The sequence below is a fragment of the Arthrobacter sp. UCD-GKA genome, assembly GCF_001863355.1.
Lineage (GTDB): Bacteria > Actinomycetota > Actinomycetes > Actinomycetales > Micrococcaceae > Paeniglutamicibacter.
The window spans coordinates 288,344-304,241 of record NZ_MOLR01000005.1; the positions used below are offsets into that span (position 1 = coordinate 288,344).

Annotated in this window: 11 protein-coding genes; 5 read left to right on the top strand and 6 right to left on the bottom strand. The window is 64.4% G+C overall.

What is annotated here, in order from left to right; translation table 11 throughout:
- Positions 1–53: 53 nt before the first annotated feature.
- Entirely contained in the window at positions 54–1,844 is a 1,791-nt protein-coding gene (locus BLJ79_RS10865; RefSeq protein WP_071214747.1) for a flavin-containing monooxygenase, read from the bottom strand.
- 97 nt (positions 1,845–1,941) lie between these two features.
- Positions 1,942–3,102 carry a helix-turn-helix domain-containing protein gene (locus tag BLJ79_RS10870; RefSeq protein ID WP_071214748.1) on the bottom strand — a complete coding sequence of 387 codons (1,161 nt, stop codon included), beginning with the start codon at positions 3,100–3,102 and terminating at the stop codon, positions 1,942–1,944.
- Positions 3,103–3,257: 155 nt separating this feature from the next.
- Here BLJ79_RS10870 and BLJ79_RS10875 point away from each other — a divergent pair, with 155 nt between their 5' ends.
- Both BLJ79_RS10875 and lhgD read left to right on the top strand, forming a co-directional pair.
- Positions 3,258–3,827: a histidine phosphatase family protein gene (locus tag BLJ79_RS10875; protein ID WP_071214749.1), complete on the top strand. Its 570-nt coding sequence runs from the start codon at positions 3,258–3,260 to the stop codon at positions 3,825–3,827.
- A 121-nt stretch (positions 3,828–3,948) separates the two neighbouring features.
- The gene (gene lhgD, locus BLJ79_RS10880) at positions 3,949–5,148 is read left to right on the top strand and encodes an L-2-hydroxyglutarate dehydrogenase (RefSeq protein WP_071214750.1); all 1,200 of its coding nucleotides are present in this window, start codon (positions 3,949–3,951) and stop codon (positions 5,146–5,148) included.
- 21 nt (positions 5,149–5,169) lie between these two features.
- Here lhgD and BLJ79_RS10885 read toward each other — a convergent pair whose 3' ends face one another.
- Together BLJ79_RS10885 and BLJ79_RS10890 are read right to left on the bottom strand one after the other, a co-directional pair.
- Complete coding sequence (locus BLJ79_RS10885) at positions 5,170–6,414, bottom strand: hypothetical protein (RefSeq protein WP_071214751.1); 1,245 nt, start codon at positions 6,412–6,414, stop codon at positions 5,170–5,172.
- Between the two features lie 123 nt (positions 6,415–6,537).
- Positions 6,538–7,764 (bottom strand): 3'-5' exonuclease, encoded by a 1,227-nt coding sequence (locus BLJ79_RS10890; RefSeq protein WP_286135350.1) that lies wholly within the window; start codon positions 7,762–7,764, stop codon positions 6,538–6,540.
- A gap of 148 nt (positions 7,765–7,912) precedes the next feature.
- On the opposite strand from BLJ79_RS10890, the gene BLJ79_RS10895 reads away from it, so the two are divergent.
- Positions 7,913–9,166 (top strand): APC family permease, encoded by a 1,254-nt coding sequence (locus BLJ79_RS10895; protein ID WP_071214753.1) that lies wholly within the window; start codon positions 7,913–7,915, stop codon positions 9,164–9,166.
- A 186-nt stretch (positions 9,167–9,352) separates the two neighbouring features.
- The gene (gene ctaD, locus BLJ79_RS10900) at positions 9,353–11,083 is read left to right on the top strand and encodes an aa3-type cytochrome oxidase subunit I (RefSeq protein ID WP_071214754.1); all 1,731 of its coding nucleotides are present in this window, start codon (positions 9,353–9,355) and stop codon (positions 11,081–11,083) included.
- A 104-nt stretch (positions 11,084–11,187) separates the two neighbouring features.
- Here ctaD and BLJ79_RS10905 read toward each other — a convergent pair whose 3' ends face one another.
- Positions 11,188–12,969 carry a BCCT family transporter gene (locus tag BLJ79_RS10905; RefSeq protein ID WP_083411205.1) on the bottom strand — a complete coding sequence of 594 codons (1,782 nt, stop codon included), beginning with the start codon at positions 12,967–12,969 and terminating at the stop codon, positions 11,188–11,190.
- 227 nt (positions 12,970–13,196) lie between these two features.
- Positions 13,197–13,868: a response regulator gene (locus tag BLJ79_RS10910; RefSeq protein ID WP_139194827.1), complete on the bottom strand. Its 672-nt coding sequence runs from the start codon at positions 13,866–13,868 to the stop codon at positions 13,197–13,199.
- A gap of 369 nt (positions 13,869–14,237) precedes the next feature.
- Here BLJ79_RS10910 and BLJ79_RS22405 point away from each other — a divergent pair, with 369 nt between their 5' ends.
- Complete coding sequence (locus tag BLJ79_RS22405; RefSeq protein ID WP_175475459.1) at positions 14,238–15,497, top strand: sensor histidine kinase; 1,260 nt, start codon at positions 14,238–14,240, stop codon at positions 15,495–15,497.
- Positions 15,498–15,898 lie beyond the last annotated feature (401 nt).

Below are 15,898 nucleotides of genomic sequence, written 5' to 3' on the forward strand. Positions count from 1 at the left end.
TTGTGCCCCGAAGCCCCGACAATACGCCGGAATCCGGGGCGCGGCGACCGCCGTCAGGAGGCGTGGTGGGTTTCGGCCAGCGCGTAGACCGGGGTGTCGATGCCCTCGAAGCGGGCCTTGAGCTGCAGCGCCAGGTACTTGGAATAGTGCCGGGACTGGTGCAGGTTCCCGCCGTGGAACCACAGGTTCTCCTGCCGGGTCGGCTTCCACATGTTCCGCAGCTCGCCCTGCCACGGACCGGGGTCCTTGGTGGTGTCCGAGCCCAGGCCCCAGCACTTGCCCACGGCGTCGGCCACATCCTGGGAGATGAGCTTTGCGGCCCAGCCGTTCATGGACCCGTAGCCGGTCGCGTAGATGACCGCGTCCGCCGGCAGCACCGTGCCGTCGTCGAGCACCACCGAGTCCTCGGTCAGCTGCGCCACGTCGCCGTGGGCCAGGGCGATGGACCCGTCGGCGACCAGCTCCGAGGCGCCGATGTTGATGTAGTAGCCCGAGCCGCGGCGCAGGTATTTGAGGAACAACCCGGAGTCGTCGTCGCCGAAGTCCAGGTCGAACCCGGCGTCGGCGAGCCCCTGGTAGAAGTCCGCGTCGTCGGCGCGGATCTTCTCGAAGGCCGGGCGGTGGAATTCGGGCAGCACCTTGTACGGGATGGAGGCGAAGATCAGGTCCGCGGTCTCGTGGTCGATGCCGTTGGCCAGCGCCTCCTCCGAGTACAGCGGGCCGAGCACGGTGTTCATCAGGGACTCGGAGCGCACGATGTGGGTGCTGGAGCGTTGCACCATCACGGGCCTGGCACCGTTCTGCACCAGGTCCGCACAGATGTCGTGGGCGGAGTTGTTGGCGCCGATGACCACCACGTCCTTGCCGCGGTACGCCTCGCCGCCCAGGTGGGTCGAGGAATGATTCTGTTCCCCGGCGAAGACATCCCGGCCCTCGAAGGAGGGGATGTTGGGGATCCCGGACATGCCGGTGGCGATGACCACGTGCGCGGGGTGGAGCGTGTGCGCCTTCCCCTCGCGGGTCAGCTGCACCGTCCAGCTGCCGGTGTCCGGGTCGTGGGTGGCGGAGGTGGCCTCGGTGTTGGACCAATAGTCCAGTTCCATCAGCCGGGTGTAGTGCTCCAGCCAGTCGCCCATCTTGTCCTTGGGGGTGAACACCGGCCAGTGGTCGGGGAACGGGATGTAGGGCATGTGGTCATACCAGACGGGGTCGTGCAGGCACAGCGAGTGGTAGCGCGAGCGCCACTGGTCGCCCGGGCGCGGGTGCTTGTCGATGACCAGCGCCGGGACGCCCAGGCGCTTGAGGCGCGCCGCCAGCCCGATGCCTCCCTGCCCGCCGCCGATGACCAGCACGTAGGGCTGTTCGGTGATGCCGAATTCGGCCTCGCGGCGGGTGCGCTTGTCCAGCCAGTTCTCCGAGGACATTTCGCTGCCGTGCTCGGCCCCGCGTTCGCGCAGCGCCCCCGCGGGTTCCGGGAAGTCGCGCAGTCCCTGGGCGGTGGAGAGCAGCGTCCAGCATTTTCCCTCGCGCAGCCGCAACAGCCCCTTGCCGTCGATGGACTTGTTGGTGAAGGTGTACCAGGCCTCGACCACGCCGTCGCCCTCGGTGGCGGAGGCCAGGGCGAGGTTCCGCGGCCAGGCGTCGGGCCCGACCCCGTCCAGCATGTCCTTGATTTCCCCGCGGCCCTCGGAGGTGTGCAGGTTCCAGGTCAGCGCGGACAGGTCCCGCCAGTAGGATTCCTCGCCGAAGAGGGCCGCGGCCGCTTCGGTGTTGCCCGCTCCCAGGGCGCGTTCCAGTTCCCCGAGCCATTGTTCCGCCGCGGCGCCGGCGTTCACTTCAGTCATGTCCTTCTCCTTCGAAAGCGTGTTGCGATGGAGACGATGCTATGAGCTGGGTCACAGTGCCGCGAGGGTTGCAGAAGGTTGCAATGCCCGCCGCGGTTCAGGGGCGGAAGTCCGCCGGCAGGCCCAGGCGGTAGGGCCGGGACTCGACCAGCCCGCCGAGCCGGGCGCGCAGCCTCGACAGCTCGGCGCGCACCGTGACGGTGGTGGTGGTCCCGGGCAGCCGTTCCATGAGTGCGTGGGCGTCAAGTCCCTCGGGGTTGGCCACCAGCAGCGCCAGGATCTGCCCGTGCCGCTCGCTGAGCCGGATCTCGGTCCGCTGCCCGTCCTGGATGATGGCGGCCACCGGCACGGGGGCCGGGGAGAATTCCAGCCGGGCGTCGGACGCACGGTCGCCACCGTGCAGCAGCCAGCCCCCGGGGACCTCTTCGGCCACCACCGCACCGAGCTCGGGCACCCACGCCCCGCCGGCGCACAGGCCGCCCGGAAGCCGCAGGCGGTTCCCCACCCCGAAGCCCGCCGCATGCGCCACCCAGCCCTGCGCATCGACCAGCACGTGCCGGCCGGAAGGGACGGGAACCGAGCCGGCCAGCAGGTGCAGCGCGCCCTCGTGCCGCGCCGCCAGCAGGCCGGTGGCCTCCCGCGCCGTCGCGCTGACCAGCGCCAGGGTGTGCGGGTGGGCGGTGCGGTAGGAGCCGGAGAGCGTGATGGCGCCAAGCACCTGGCCGGAGCGTTCCTCGATGATCGGGGCGCTGGTGCACACCCAGGTGTGCTGTTCCTCGCGGGCGTGCTCCGGGCCAAAGATCTGCACCGGGGTGCGTTCGGCCATGGCGGCGCCCAGCCCGTTGGTGCCGACGTCGGTTTCCCGCCAGCGCGCGCCGGCGACGAATCCGATGTCCTCGCTGCGCCGGCGGATGGGGGAGGGCCCGGCAACCCACAGGACGTAGCCCTCGTCGTCGCTGATGACCAGCTCGTTGCCGGCATCCGCCGCCAGGGGCAGCAGGCGGTCCTCGAGCATCGGCACCAGGCCGGAAAGCACCGCCGCGCGTTCCCTGCGGTCCCCGATCCCCGCCGAACCCAGCGGCCGGACGGCAGGGTTCTTCAGCGACTGCCGCTGCCAGGACCTGGCCACCACGGGGCGCACCGGTGCGGGGATGGCCTCGGTGCTGGCCCACGCCCGGTACAGGGGCACCAGCGAGCGTGCCTTGGCCGCCGGGTCCTCGAATGCGGCCAGTGCGGCTTCCAGCCGTTGCACCTTCATGTCTCCCGCCTCTCGCCCATTAGAGGATCGCACGGAAGCTCAATCCGCGGAAGGGGCGGGTGCATGCCCCTGCCCTCCGTGTCGCACCCGGGGGACGGCTGCCCTGCTTCGTCACAAGGTGGGCGGCGGAGAGCGGGAACCGGGAGAATGAAAGCATGAAACTTGGATTCATTCGCCATGGACAGACCAACTGGAACGCCGAAGGCCGCCTGCAGGGCTCCAGCGACATCCCGCTCAACGACGTCGGACGCCAGCAGGCCCGTGACGCCGTGGCGGTGCTTGGCGCCGGAACGTGGGACGCCATCGTCAGCTCCCCGCTCTCCCGGGCGCGTGAAACGGCCGAAATCATCGCCGCCGGCCTGGGCATCGAACTTGGCCGCAGCTATGACGAACTCATCGAGCGCGACTACAGCCAGGCCGAGGGCATGACGGACGAGGAATGGGAAAAGCTCTGGCCCAACAAGGTCGGCGGCGGCATCGAGGCCCTGGACTCAGTGGTCGCCCGCGGAAGAGCGGCGATCGAGAAGATCGCCGCGGACCTCCCGGGCAGGAACGTCGCGGTGGTGTGCCACGGGACGATCATCCGCTACACGCTCTCCGCGCTCGCCGGATGCACGTTCGACAGCATCCTCAACGGCTCGGTCTCGCTGCTGGACAACGACGAGGGACCCTGGAAGGTGCGCAGCGTCAACGGGCAGGCCGTGGACACCCCGCTCATCCGGTAGCCGGGTGGATGGCGTCGTCCCCGAGGAGCCATACCCATCCCGGCGGTGTCGTGAGACGATGCGAAGGTCCCCTGGGGTTTTTGGGGACACCACCATTTGTGCGCAGGGAGGGCGGAAAATCATGGTCGAACGCATCGGGATCGTTGGCGCCGGGATCGTGGGCCTGGCCATCGCCCAGGCGCTGTCCCGCACGGGGGACTTCGACGTGACGGTGCTGGAGAAGGAATCCCGTGTGGCCATGCACCAAACCGGCCACAACTCCGGGGTCGTGCACGCCGGGCTGTACTACCAACCCGGCTCGCTCAAGGCCGAACTCTGCGCCAAGGGGCGGGCGATGACCCGCGAATACTGCCAGGAGCATTCCCTTCCGTACCGCGAGGCCGGGAAACTCGTGGTGGCCCTGAATGTCGAAGAGGTCCCGCGGCTCGAGGAGATCCAGCGGCGCTCCGCCCTGAACGCGGTCCCCGGCCTGGCCCGCGTTTCCATGGCGCGGCTGCGCGAGATCGAGCCGCATGCGGCGGGGGTCGCCGCGTTGCATTCCCCGCATACCGCGGTCGTCGACTATGCGGTGATTGCCGAAACCATGGCCCACCAGGTGAGGCGGGCCGGCGGCAGGGTGCTGCTTAACCAAAAGGTCCAGGCCGTTGAATCCTCGCCCGGCAGCTGCCGCGTTTCAACCTCCGGCACCACCCACGTCTTCGACCGGATGGTGGTCTGCGCCGGCCTGCATTCGGATGTCGTCGCCAAGCTGGTCGGGGCCTCGGACTCGCCACGGATACTGCCGTTCCGCGGCGAGTACTGGTCCCTGGCCCCCGAGCGCAACGACCTGGTCAAGGGCATGATCTACCCGGTTCCGGATCCCGCATTCCCGTTCCTCGGGGTCCACTTCACCCGCGGGGTCTATGGCGAAACGCATGTGGGGCCCAACGCCGTACCGGCACTCGCCCGGGAGGGGTATTCGTGGGGCAGGATCTCGGTCCGCGACACCGTCGAATCCCTGCGGTGGCCCGGGGCCGGAGCCCTGGCCAAGGCCCACTGGAAAATGGGTGGAAAGGAAATTGCCGCGTCGCTCTTCAAGCCGCTGTATTTCAAGGCTGCCCAGGCCTTCATCCCGGAGCTGCTGCCCTCTGACCTGCGGCACAAGACCACCGCGGGAGTTCGCGCCCAGGCATGGTCCAGGGACGGTTCCCTGCTTGATGACTTTGCCGTGGACCAGGTCGGGCCGGTCACGCTGCTGCGCAACGCGCCCTCGCCGGCGGCAACCTCGGCCATGGCCATTGCCGAACACATCCTGGCGAACCACCTGGGAATCCGGACCTAGCTCCGCCGCGGTTCGCCGGGTTCAAGCCGGAGGGTATCCGTCGACGGCCGGGGCCTCGTCGGCCGGGTCCTTGAAACGGACCGCAACCTCGGAGGCCTTCGCGAGTTCAAGGACCAAGGGCTTGAGCAAGGCGGGCGGGATGGAAAGGGTTGAACCAATCTCGACCAGGCCCTCGTCGCACAGCCGTTCCAGCCGTCGCCAGGCAATCGCAATGATGTCGGCGTCTCCCCGCGGATCAAGGTCGGGTAGGCCGCGGACCGGGTGCTTGAGCACCTCGGTGTTGATCGGTTCCACGGCCGCCTCCAACAGGAAATACCTGGTCAGGTACCCCATTTCCATCTCCTGGTAGCGGTCGCTGACCTCCTTTGAGAACGCCCCGTACATGTTCCGGGCGAGGGTGCGAACGACCTCGACAAGGTTCGCGGAGGGGTCCTCGAGGAAGCCGATTGCCTCGGGGCTCGGGTAGGCCCGGCTGGCACTGAGCTCGATCAATCCGGCACCGACCAGCGCGCCCCAATAAAGTTCAAGCCGGCCGATGCCTGTAGCGCTCTTGAACAAGACCGGACCGTTCGTGGGTTGCCCTCCGACCGGAAGGGCGCCGGAGACGGGCACGGCGTCGACGTCCAGGGCCGCGGCGGCCTCTTGGACGTGCTTCTTGTTGAGCACCTTCAAGCTGGTGATCTCGCGCCTTGGCCCGAGCCATTGCAGGAACGAGAGCACCCGCCTGGCCACCGGCAGCCTTCCGATGGCTTCGGCAAGCTCGTCCTCGGAGAGCTTGGGGACGGTGATGATGGCGGCTTGAAGCTCGGGGATCGGGGAGTAGGACGGCTCGAAGCCGGGAAAGCTGAAGCACTTGAAGTAGGTGTCGAGCTGCACGAATTGCTCGTGGGTTCCGCCCCAGGTGCCGGTGGCGTGCAGGAACTCGAGGTAGGCGCCAAAGACGTGGGTCATGTCCAGGAAATCGTTGGTTTTCCCGAAGAACATCAGCTCATCCAGTGTTGCCGCGAAGGCCTGGACATTCAGGAAGGTGATGTCGCTGTCCCTGTTGAGGCGTGCGTAGTGTCCGAGAAAGGCGGTGATTCGTGCCTTGAGCGCGTCTCCGCGGACGTCAAAATTCTTCTCGCGGCACCAAGCTTCGAACGCCGGGAGCACACGTGGAATCTCGCGCCGTATGCGATATTCACCGATGCTGACGATGGCCGGCCCGCGGGATTCCCGTGGCGCCGGTTCGGCGTTCTTGGCTGTTTCCGGGTCCTTGTGAGACATCTTCATTCCACACGTGTCGGGATTCGTGGCAATGCCTCATGGTGACGGCAGGGCCGCTTTCGATTTGAGCATACTAGCGAGCCGGGGCCGTTAGTACTGCGAACGAAGATTTTCTCGGCCGCCTCAGCGCCCGGCCGGGTGGAGGACCTGGTTCCACAGGTAATCTTCGCCAACGACCGGGATGCCGTATGACCTGGCCTTGCGGGCCTTGCCCGAGAGGCTGTCCGGGTCGGCGGCCACCAACAGCTTCACCTTTTTCGTCACCGCCGGGTGCGACTTGAACCCGGCGGATTCCAGTTCGGCCTCGATGGCGCTCCGGGGCCGGGTCATGTCCCCGGTGAGCACGACGAGGTCCCCGGGTTCCAGGAACGAGGATGCCGTCCGCTGCGGCAAGGGGGCCTGCGGCGGGCCGGCCGGCCTGGCCAGCGTGGCGGCATCGAGTTGTGCGGAAGGGATGCCAAGCAGCTGGGCGATGGTTGCCAGGTCGTGCAGCTCGTCGTGGGTGAGGACACCGTCGGCCCAAGCGGTGTCGGCGATCGAGGAGAAATATTGGCGGTGCAGTTCGATGACGGTGGCCCTGCTCAATTCGAGCTCGTCGGCCATCGCCACCAGGGCGGATTGCTCGTGGGCCGAGAGATACCTGTCAAGCAGTGCGCGGTCGAGCAACGCCAGGTATTCCTGGTGCTGGGCGGGCCCGGTGATTTCGGGCAGGCGAACCACGATCCGGTCGACGAAGTGGGTTTCCCTGGTTCCCTCCGTGGAGCGGTGCACGGGTGCAAACAGCGCGGGAGGAGTATCTACGTTCCAGCTGGTGGCCGCTGCCTGCTCCAGCAGGTAGTCCCAGTCGTCCAGATCCGGGTCAAGCTCCATGTACCGGGACAAGAGCACGGCGGTGGCCTCCGCGTCGTCCCCGGCGCTGTGCGCATGGCGCAGCTCGATGCTGAACGAATCGCAGCAGTCCTGCAGGGAACGCCCGGCGCCGGGCAGGTATTCGTGGGCCATTTGCATGGTGCACAGGCCTCGGGGCAGGTAGAAGTCCGGCAGGGCCAGCCCCGCGCGCTGGAATTCGGCGCCGAGGAAGCGGGCGTCGAAGCCGAGGTTGTGCGCGACGACGATGGTTCCGGACAGCCGCCAGTCAAGCTCCTGGGCGATGTCGACGAAGCGCGGTGCCTCGAGGATGTCCTTGGCACGGATCCCGTGGATCGATTGCTTGCCCAGGTCCCGTTCGGGGTTGACCAGCGTTTCCCACCGATCCAGGACGGTGCCCGAGCGGTCGAGTGTGATGACGGCAATTTCCGCAATGCGGTCGTGGTTTCCCGGGAAAAGTCCCGTGGTTTCCGTGTCAATCACGGCAAAATATCCTTGTGCCATGGAGGCCCCGCTCCCTGCCCGTATCCGACGATGTGTTTTGATCCTAGGCCAACCGGCAGGGCCGTGGGACTCGGGTCCGGTGTTTGGGGCCCACCGGGAGTTAACTTTCGTGTAGTAGATCTTGTGCATGCGAACTCAGGATGGGGAAAAAGTGGTACCAGGTCTTCAGCGACGGTTGGGCACCTTTGCCGCGGTCATGATCGGGCTGGGGGCGATGATCGGGGCGGGCCTGTTTTCGGCCTTCACGCCCGCGGCCTCCGCGGCCGGCTCCGCGCTCTTGGTCTCCCTCGTTCTTGCCTCCGCGATTGCCTATGCCAATGCTCGTTCCAGCGCGCAGCTCGCGGCACGCTACCCGACTTCCGGCGGCACCTACGCCTATGGGCGGGAGGTGCTGGGGCCGTGGCCCGGTTTCATTGCCGGGTGGGGGTTCGTGGTGGGCAAGACTGCATCCGCGGCAGCCATGGCATTGACCTTTGCCACCTACACGGTCCCCGGACCCTGGGTGAAACCGGTGGCCGCTGTGGCTGTGGCGGTGCTCGTGGGCGTCAACTGCCTGGGCGTTACCCGCACGGCGGCCGCGGCCAGAATCATCGTCACCGCGGTCCTGGCGCTTCTGGCCGTGGTCCTGATCGTGATCCTGGCGGGAGGACATGCTCCGCCGGAATACGTTGCCGGTACCGACCACGGGGTTTTTGGCGTCTTGCAGGGAGCGGGGTTGTTGTTCTTCGCGTTTGCCGGTTATGCGCGCATCGCGACCCTGGGGGAAGAAGTGCGGAACCCGTCCAAGAGCATTCCGAGGGCCATCGGAATCGGGCTCGGCATCGTGGTGGTCCTCTATGCCGCGGTGGCTCTGGTGCTGATCAATGTCCTGGGGACGGCCGGCATTGCCCAAAGCCCCAAGCCGCTGGCGACCGCGGTGGGGGACTCCTGGGCGCTTCCGCTGGTCCAGGTTGCGGCGGCGCTGGCCTCCCTGGGTGCCTTGCTGGCCCTGGTGGCAGGGATCGGACGCACCGCCATGGCCATGGCCAGGGAGAACGACCTGCCTCGGGCCCTTTCAGCCGTGCACCCGCGGTTTTCCACACCCCTGAGGGCCGAACTCGTCGTCGGTGCCGCGATCCTGGCGCTCATCGCGTTCTTCGACCTGGGCACGGCCATTGGCTTCTCGTCGTTCGGGGTCCTGGTCTACTACCTGATCGCCAACATCTCGGCCGCGAAGCAACCAAAGAACGAGCGGTTGGCGCCCGTGTGGCTGGGTGTCGCCGGGACCGCGGGCTGCGCGGTGCTCGTCGCCACGCTTCCGGCCTCCGCCGTCATCGGCGGACTGGTCATGTTCGCCGTGGGACTGGGATACCGCGCGACAAGGCTTCGGTTCGGCGGCTGAGTCCTGCCCCGGACGTGGCTGCCGGCACCGGTGCCAGCCGTCGGCCAGCCCTAGCAACTTGGCCCAAAGAAGAGCATGCTGGGGAAGAACCACACATTTCGAACCACAGAAACTTCGTGGATCGGATGCCCGGCCGGGGAACGTCGGGTGCCTGCCGCGTCGTTTGGGGAAACCGTGAGATGAAAAATGGCAACCTATGAATACGCAACAGATGAACTGACCCGCGACCAGCCACGGGCAGTCCCGCTGAGCAAGGGGCGGATGATCGTCGGCTGGCTCACGACCACCGACCACAAGAAGATCGGGTACATGTACCTGATTGCCTCGTTCACCTTCTTCTGCCTGGCCGGCGTGATGGCGATGCTGATGAGGGCCGAATTGTTCGACCCCGGCCTGCAGATCGTGCAGACCAAGGAACAATACAACCAGCTGTTCACCATGCATGGCACGTTGATGTTGCTGATGTTCGCGACGCCGCTTTTTGCCGGTTTCGCCAACGTGATGATGCCGCTGCAGATCGGGGCGCCCGACGTCGCGTTTCCCAGGCTCAACGCCCTGGCCTTCTGGTTCTTCCTCTTTGGCTCGACCATCGCGATCTCGGGCTTCCTGGCCCCGCAGGGCGCGGCGGCGTTCGGCTGGACCGGGTACGCACCGTTGTCGAACACCACCTTCAGCCCCGGCATCGGCGGTGACCTCTGGGTCTTCGGCCTGGCGCTGTCGGGCTTCGGCACCATCCTGGGCGCGGTCAACTTCATCACCACGATCATCTGCCTGCGTGCACCTGGCATGACCATGTGGCGCATGCCCATTTTCACGTGGAACACGCTGATCACCGCGATCATGATCCTGATGGCGTTCCCGCCGCTGGCGGCGGCGCTGTTCGCCCTGGGTGCGGACAGGCGGTTCGGTGCGCATGTGTATGATCCGGAAGCGGGCGGCCCGATGCTGTGGCAGCACCTGTTCTGGTTCTTCGGGCACCCCGAGGTCTACATCATTGCGTTGCCGTTCTTTGGCATCGTCACGGAGATCTTCCCGGTGTTCTCCCGCAAGCCGATCTTCGGCTACAAGGGCCTGATCTTTGCCACCATCTCGATCGCTGCGCTTTCGATTTCCGTCTGGGCCCACCACATGTACGCCACCGGCCAGGTCATGCTGCCGTTCTTCGCCTTCATGACCATGCTGATCGCGGTGCCCACGGGCGTGAAGTTCTTCAACTGGATCGGCACCCTCTGGCGAGGCTCTGTCACCTTCGAAACCCCGATGCTCTGGAGCATCGGATTCCTGGTGACCTTCCTCTTCGGCGGCCTGACCGGCATCGTCCTGTCGGCACCGGGCCTGGACTTCCATGTGACAGACACCTACTTCGTCGTCGCCCATTTCCACTACGTCGTCTTCGGAACCGTGGTGTTCGCGATGTTCGCGGGCTTCTACTTCTGGTGGGCGAAGTGGACCGGCAAGATGCTCAACGAGCGATTGGGCAAGATCCACTTCTGGATGCTGTTCGTGGGCTTCCACGGAACGTTCCTGATCCAGCATTGGCTGGGCGTCATGGGGATGCCGCGTCGCTATGCGGATTACCTTCCGGAAGACGGGTTCACAACGATGAACCAATTCTCCTCGGTGTTCTCCTTCATCCTGGGAGCCTCGATGATCCCGTTCTTCTGGAACGTGTGGATCACGCACCGGAACGGTAAGAAGGTGGTCGTGGACGATCCGTGGGGCTTCGGCGGGTCGCTGGAATGGGCAACCTCCTGCCCGCCGCCGCGCCACAACTTCAGCTCGATCCCGCGCATCCGTTCCGAGCGCCCGGCCCTTGACCTCCACCATCCGGAGCTCGGCGCACGGACAACCCCGCGGGGCCCCGTGGCCAAGGTCTTTGGCCCGGCGCAGCAGAAGGACACCGACGAATCGGGCTGATTCCGGTTTCCCGCAGCGACAGGAATGCGGGTCTAAACGAACGTGGGGTGGTGGTTCCCGTCCTTGGACGGGAACCACCACCCCACGTTCGTTTGCCGTGCGTGTTAGTCGGTGGACTTGGGTTGCACTCCGGGCTGTCCGCCATCGGTCTTGGGTGCGTCTGCGCCATGGACAGCTGCCGCGCCAACCGAGAGAGCCGGAACCGTGGCATCGGCTCGACGACCCTGGGGAACGGCCCGGCGCAGCCTTGCCGTCAGGTTCTGGAGATTGAGCAGCTGCGAATCCCGGTTAGGGCCTTCAACTTCCAACCCGTAGAAGTCACCGATGTGGTCCACGAACGCCATCCGACGGGCCTTCTCGTAGACCTTCACTTCGCGGGAGAACGCCCGGTACGTCGCCCAGCAGATCATGATCAAGACAATGCTGAAGGGCAACGCGATGACGATGGCTGCGGTCTTGAGCGCTTCGAGGCCTCCGGACAGGAGCAGTGAAGCGGCCAGCAGGGAGGTGGCCAGTGTGAAGAAGATGCGGATCCAGTTCTTTGGTTCCACGTCTCCGCCGGTGGCGATCATGCCCATGACCAGTGCCCCCGAGTCGGCCGAGGTGACGAAGAAGATGACAATCATGATGATTGCCCCGATCGTCAGCACGGAACCGGCCGGCAAGGTGTCCAGCATGGCGAACAAGGCGCCTTCGGTGTCGATCGAACGGTCCTCAGCCACGAGGTTCCCGGTGCCTTGCAGCTGGCCGTAGATCGCGGTTCCGCCCAGGACGGCGAACCACAGCATGGTGACAACCGTCGGGACCAGGATGACTCCGCCAACGAACTGGCGCACCGTGCGGCCGCGGGAGATCCTGGCGATGAAGATGCCCACGAACGGGGCCCAGGAAATCCACCAGCCCCAGTAGAACGTGGTCCACATGCCCTGCCAGGCTTCGCCTTCGGCACCGGTGAAGGCACTGACGTTGAAGGACATGGCAAGGAAGTTTTGCAGGTAGTTGCCGATCGACTGCACGAAGTTGCGCAGAAGGAATTGCGTGGGACCAACAATCAGCAGGAAGGCGACGAACACCCCGGCCAAGATCAGGTTGGTGTTCGAGAGCCACTTCATGCCCTTGCCAACGCCCGAAAGCACGGAGAAGAGCACCATGCAGGTGACGACGGCAATGATGACGAGGTCGACGAACTGGGAAGCCTTGAACATGCCGGCGCTTTCCAGGCCGGCACTGATCTGCAGGACGCCCAAGCCCAGCGAGGTGGCCACACCGAAGATCGTGCCAACCAGGGCTACAACGTCAATGAGGTTGCCGAGGCCGCCATGGACCTTGCGACCCAGCAATGGTTCGAGGGTCCAGCGGATCGAAATGGGTCGGCCTCGCCGGTGGATCGCATAGGCCAGGGCCAGTCCGATGACAACGTAGATCGACCACGCATGGACGCCCCAGTGCAGGAACGTTTGGGCCTGGGCCTGCTGGGCAAGATCTGCCGGGGACCCCGAAGCACCGGGCTTGGGTGAGGCAAAGTGGCTCAGCGGCTCGGAGACGCCGTAGAAAACCAGGCCGATGCCCATCCCTGCGGCAAAGAGCAGCGAGAACCAGGAACCGAGGGAGAATTCCGGTTCGTCTTCGTCCTTGCCGAGCTTGATCTCGCCGAATTTCCCGAATCCCAGCCAGAGGCTGAACACCACAAAGCCCGTTGCAATCAGGACGTAGTACCAGTTGAAGTATCCGATGATCTTCGTCTGGATGGATGAGAAGAAGGACTCTGCCGTACCGGGCATGGTCATGGCGAACGTGGCAAAAACAATGGTGATGATGGCCGCGGGCCAGAAGACCCACCGGTGTACACGCGGCGATGTACTCGTCTTTGTCTGTTCGGTTGTCATTTTCCGAGCCTAAGGGGTAGCAGGGGGCGACCAACAAGAAAGGTGGTATTCACCACCAAATTTGCGAAACTTTGAGAATCTATGGATTGGGGTTCACCTGAGGAAAAACTACAAGGTTTTCCAGATAAAGGTAAGCCCCCTGCGTACGGTACAGGCGTCGGATTCGGAACCGCACAAGGCGTTGGTGGTGAAGCGCTCGAAGCACCCCAGCGCCGTTCGCCGAATGGTTAGTCCATATGAAGCTCGACCAGACCGTACTGCGCGGCCCGAATCAGGGCCTGGACCCTGTCGCGAACGCCGAATTTTGCCATGACTCGACTCAGGTGGGCTTTCACGGTTGCCTCGGAAATATGCAATTCTGCGGCCATCTCCGGATTGTTTCTGCCCCGTGCGAGTAGTTGGAGAACTTCCTGCTCCCGCTCGGACAATGCCATGGGGTTCGGCCCGATGGAACTGCTGGGCTTCACATCGTGGGCCTCGCGAATTGCGCGAATAAGGTCCTGCGACACCGACGCGGAGATAGCCGCGCTTCCGTCTTGTACTGCCTGAATGGCTGCGAGGATTTCCGTGGGCTCGGCGTCCTTGACCAAGTAACCAGCGGCTCCTGCGCGAAGAGCCGGGACCAGGTATTCTTCCGAGGAAAAAGCGGTGATGGCAAGTACGCCAATGCCCGGGTAATTTGTGGTGATGATGCTGGTTGCTTCAACGCCGTCCATGCGGGGCATTTGCATGTCCATGAGGATTACATCCGGGTTGTTGCCCACGCAGAAGTCGACGGCTTCAATGCCGTTAGTCGCTTCTCCAAGCCACTGAAACCCCGGGGCGGCTTCAAGGATGATCTTGAGGGCTTGGCGCATGAGTGGTTCATTATCAACCACAAGAACTCGGATGTCGGTCACAGTCTTGAGTCTAGTGATCTTTTGGGTATTCAGCGTCTTTGATGGATAACAACATGAACTTTTGGGAAAACACCTGTTGACTTATGGGAATAAGTGCAAGAATGAGCAACATGACTCGTAAAACTCGTATCTTCGCTGCTGTAACCATGTCCGCGGCCCTGTTGCTGCCGGCCGCCATCCCTGCACAGGCTGCCGTTGTCTCAGGACCCATATCCAAAAGCATCTCATACCCGGTGGCATCGCCTGCTGGTGCCTCCGATGCATTCAATGATTGGGTTTGCCGTAACCTCGGCGCTCTATGTGGTCGTTAGCCCTTCGTAAATGTCAGGGCTCACGTCAGTGAGCCCTGACATCGAGGAGAATGGGGCCATGACCCGTTCATCTTTAGTGCCTGCCACTGATGTCAGATCGTCCACCCCGCTGGGGCGGACGATTCTTCTCATTGCCAGCGGGATCGTGGCCCTGCTACTTGTTACTGACATCGTGACTTTGATCGGCGAGGGTGACCCTGGCAGATTTCTAGAACGCGCAGCTGCGACTATCGTCAGTGTGTTTTTCGCTCTGTCCCTTGGGCTCTTGTGGTTCCGTGCAAGGGCAGCGGTCGTTGTTTCGGTTCTTGCCATGATTTTGGCACTTGTCACTGGCGCATATCTCTTCTCGCTGCTCGTCGTACCACTGCTCCTCGGTTTGGTCACACTGACGCAGACACGAAAATTTTCCTTCCGTTATCTTTGCGTCACGCTCCTTTGGGCAATCTCGATCGTCGTCGTACGGTCCTACGACGTAGGTTTCTTGATTCTCCTCGTGCCACTGATCGCAATCGCATATTTCGTGGCACTGTTTGCACGGAAGTACCAAGAACAGCGTGAATCGGACAGGAAGCGCATAGAGGATCTGCGCCGCAAGCAGCAAGAAGCCGTGGAGGCCGAGCGCAAGGCCATCGCCAGGGACCTGCATGACATCGTCGCCCATGACATCACCGTGATTTCCATGCAGGCCAAGGCCGCAGGTTTTTCGGGGGACCCCGCCGTCGCCCAGGCCGCACTCAAGGTCATCGGAAACACCTCGAAGGAAGCGCTGCAGGACCTCCGCGTCATGCTCAACGTCCTGCGATCGGACGGGCCAGCGACCCGCGTGGACGGATCGCTCGTTGACTCCGCGGGAAATGCAGCCAGCAGCCTGGAGATCCTCATCGGTGTCGAGGTGTTTGCCGAGAGGCTGATTGACCTCGGCCATCCGACGAAGACCATGGCCGATCCGAGGCTTGCCGGCTTGCCGCAGTCCGCGCAGGCCGCGCTGTATAGGGTTCTGCAGGAATCCACGACGAATATCGTCAAGCATGCGGAGCCGCATGCCGCATGCCGCATTGAGGCACTCGTGGTCGGGGACCGGGTATGGCTGGAAATCGCCAACTCGCTACCCCGCCACGTCATGGACCAAGGCTTCGACATTGGCGGGCACAGCTCCGGCATCGTCGGCATGTCCGACCGGATGGCGGCCTTCGGCGGCACCCTCTCCGCCAAGCGAGTCCGCGACGATTGGGTGGTGCGTGCCGAACTTCCGGCCACCACCATCGACCAAGACCTCAAGGCTCCCGAGGACACCTCCGAAGCCTCGGGCCAATTGTGAGGTTACCTCACCAAGTATGGTCAAAGGTCTAATGTGCAGCGCTCGCCCGAGTGGATAGAGTAGGTACTACATCGGCGGAATAGCCGATTGATGGGAACTAGGAACGTTTTGCGAGTGGCGTTTCCAGATCCCATTTCCAGCACGCCAGACGACGCCAGCCCCGCGAACCGAGCCCCCAAGTTGGTTCGCGCCACAGGAATCGCGTCAAATGCTTTCCCCCAAGGAGCATTTGGCATTGTAGGTTCCTCGGTCGCTTCTACCCCAAGAGAAGCCACCATCGGCGTCGTCGGGCGTGCTGATGTTTAAGCGCTTGGTTGCCCCGATTTACCGGTGATTAGGCCCGGCGGGTGACGCGCTTCACAGGCCCCGGGGGAATGCTCCCCGTGGCCGTGGCGGTTCTC

Bases quoted from the DNA above. Each gene is read 5' to 3' on its own strand.
- BLJ79_RS10870 (WP_071214748.1), bottom strand. From the start codon at position 3,102: ATGAAGGTGCAACGGCTGGAAGCCGCACTGGCCGCATTCGAGGACCCG.
- BLJ79_RS10875 (WP_071214749.1), top strand. From the start codon at position 3,258: ATGAAACTTGGATTCATTCGCCATGGACAGACCAACTGGAACGCCGAA.
- BLJ79_RS10865 (WP_071214747.1), bottom strand. From the start codon at position 1,844: ATGACTGAAGTGAACGCCGGCGCCGCGGCGGAACAATGGCTCGGGGAA.
- lhgD (WP_071214750.1), top strand. From the start codon at position 3,949: ATGGTCGAACGCATCGGGATCGTTGGCGCCGGGATCGTGGGCCTGGCC.
- ctaD (WP_071214754.1), top strand. From the start codon at position 9,353: ATGGCAACCTATGAATACGCAACAGATGAACTGACCCGCGACCAGCCA.
- BLJ79_RS22405 (WP_175475459.1), top strand. From the start codon at position 14,238: ATGACCCGTTCATCTTTAGTGCCTGCCACTGATGTCAGATCGTCCACC.
- BLJ79_RS10885 (WP_071214751.1), bottom strand. From the start codon at position 6,414: ATGTCTCACAAGGACCCGGAAACAGCCAAGAACGCCGAACCGGCGCCA.
- BLJ79_RS10905 (WP_083411205.1), bottom strand. From the start codon at position 12,969: ATGACAACCGAACAGACAAAGACGAGTACATCGCCGCGTGTACACCGG.
- BLJ79_RS10895 (WP_071214753.1), top strand. From the start codon at position 7,913: ATGCGAACTCAGGATGGGGAAAAAGTGGTACCAGGTCTTCAGCGACGG.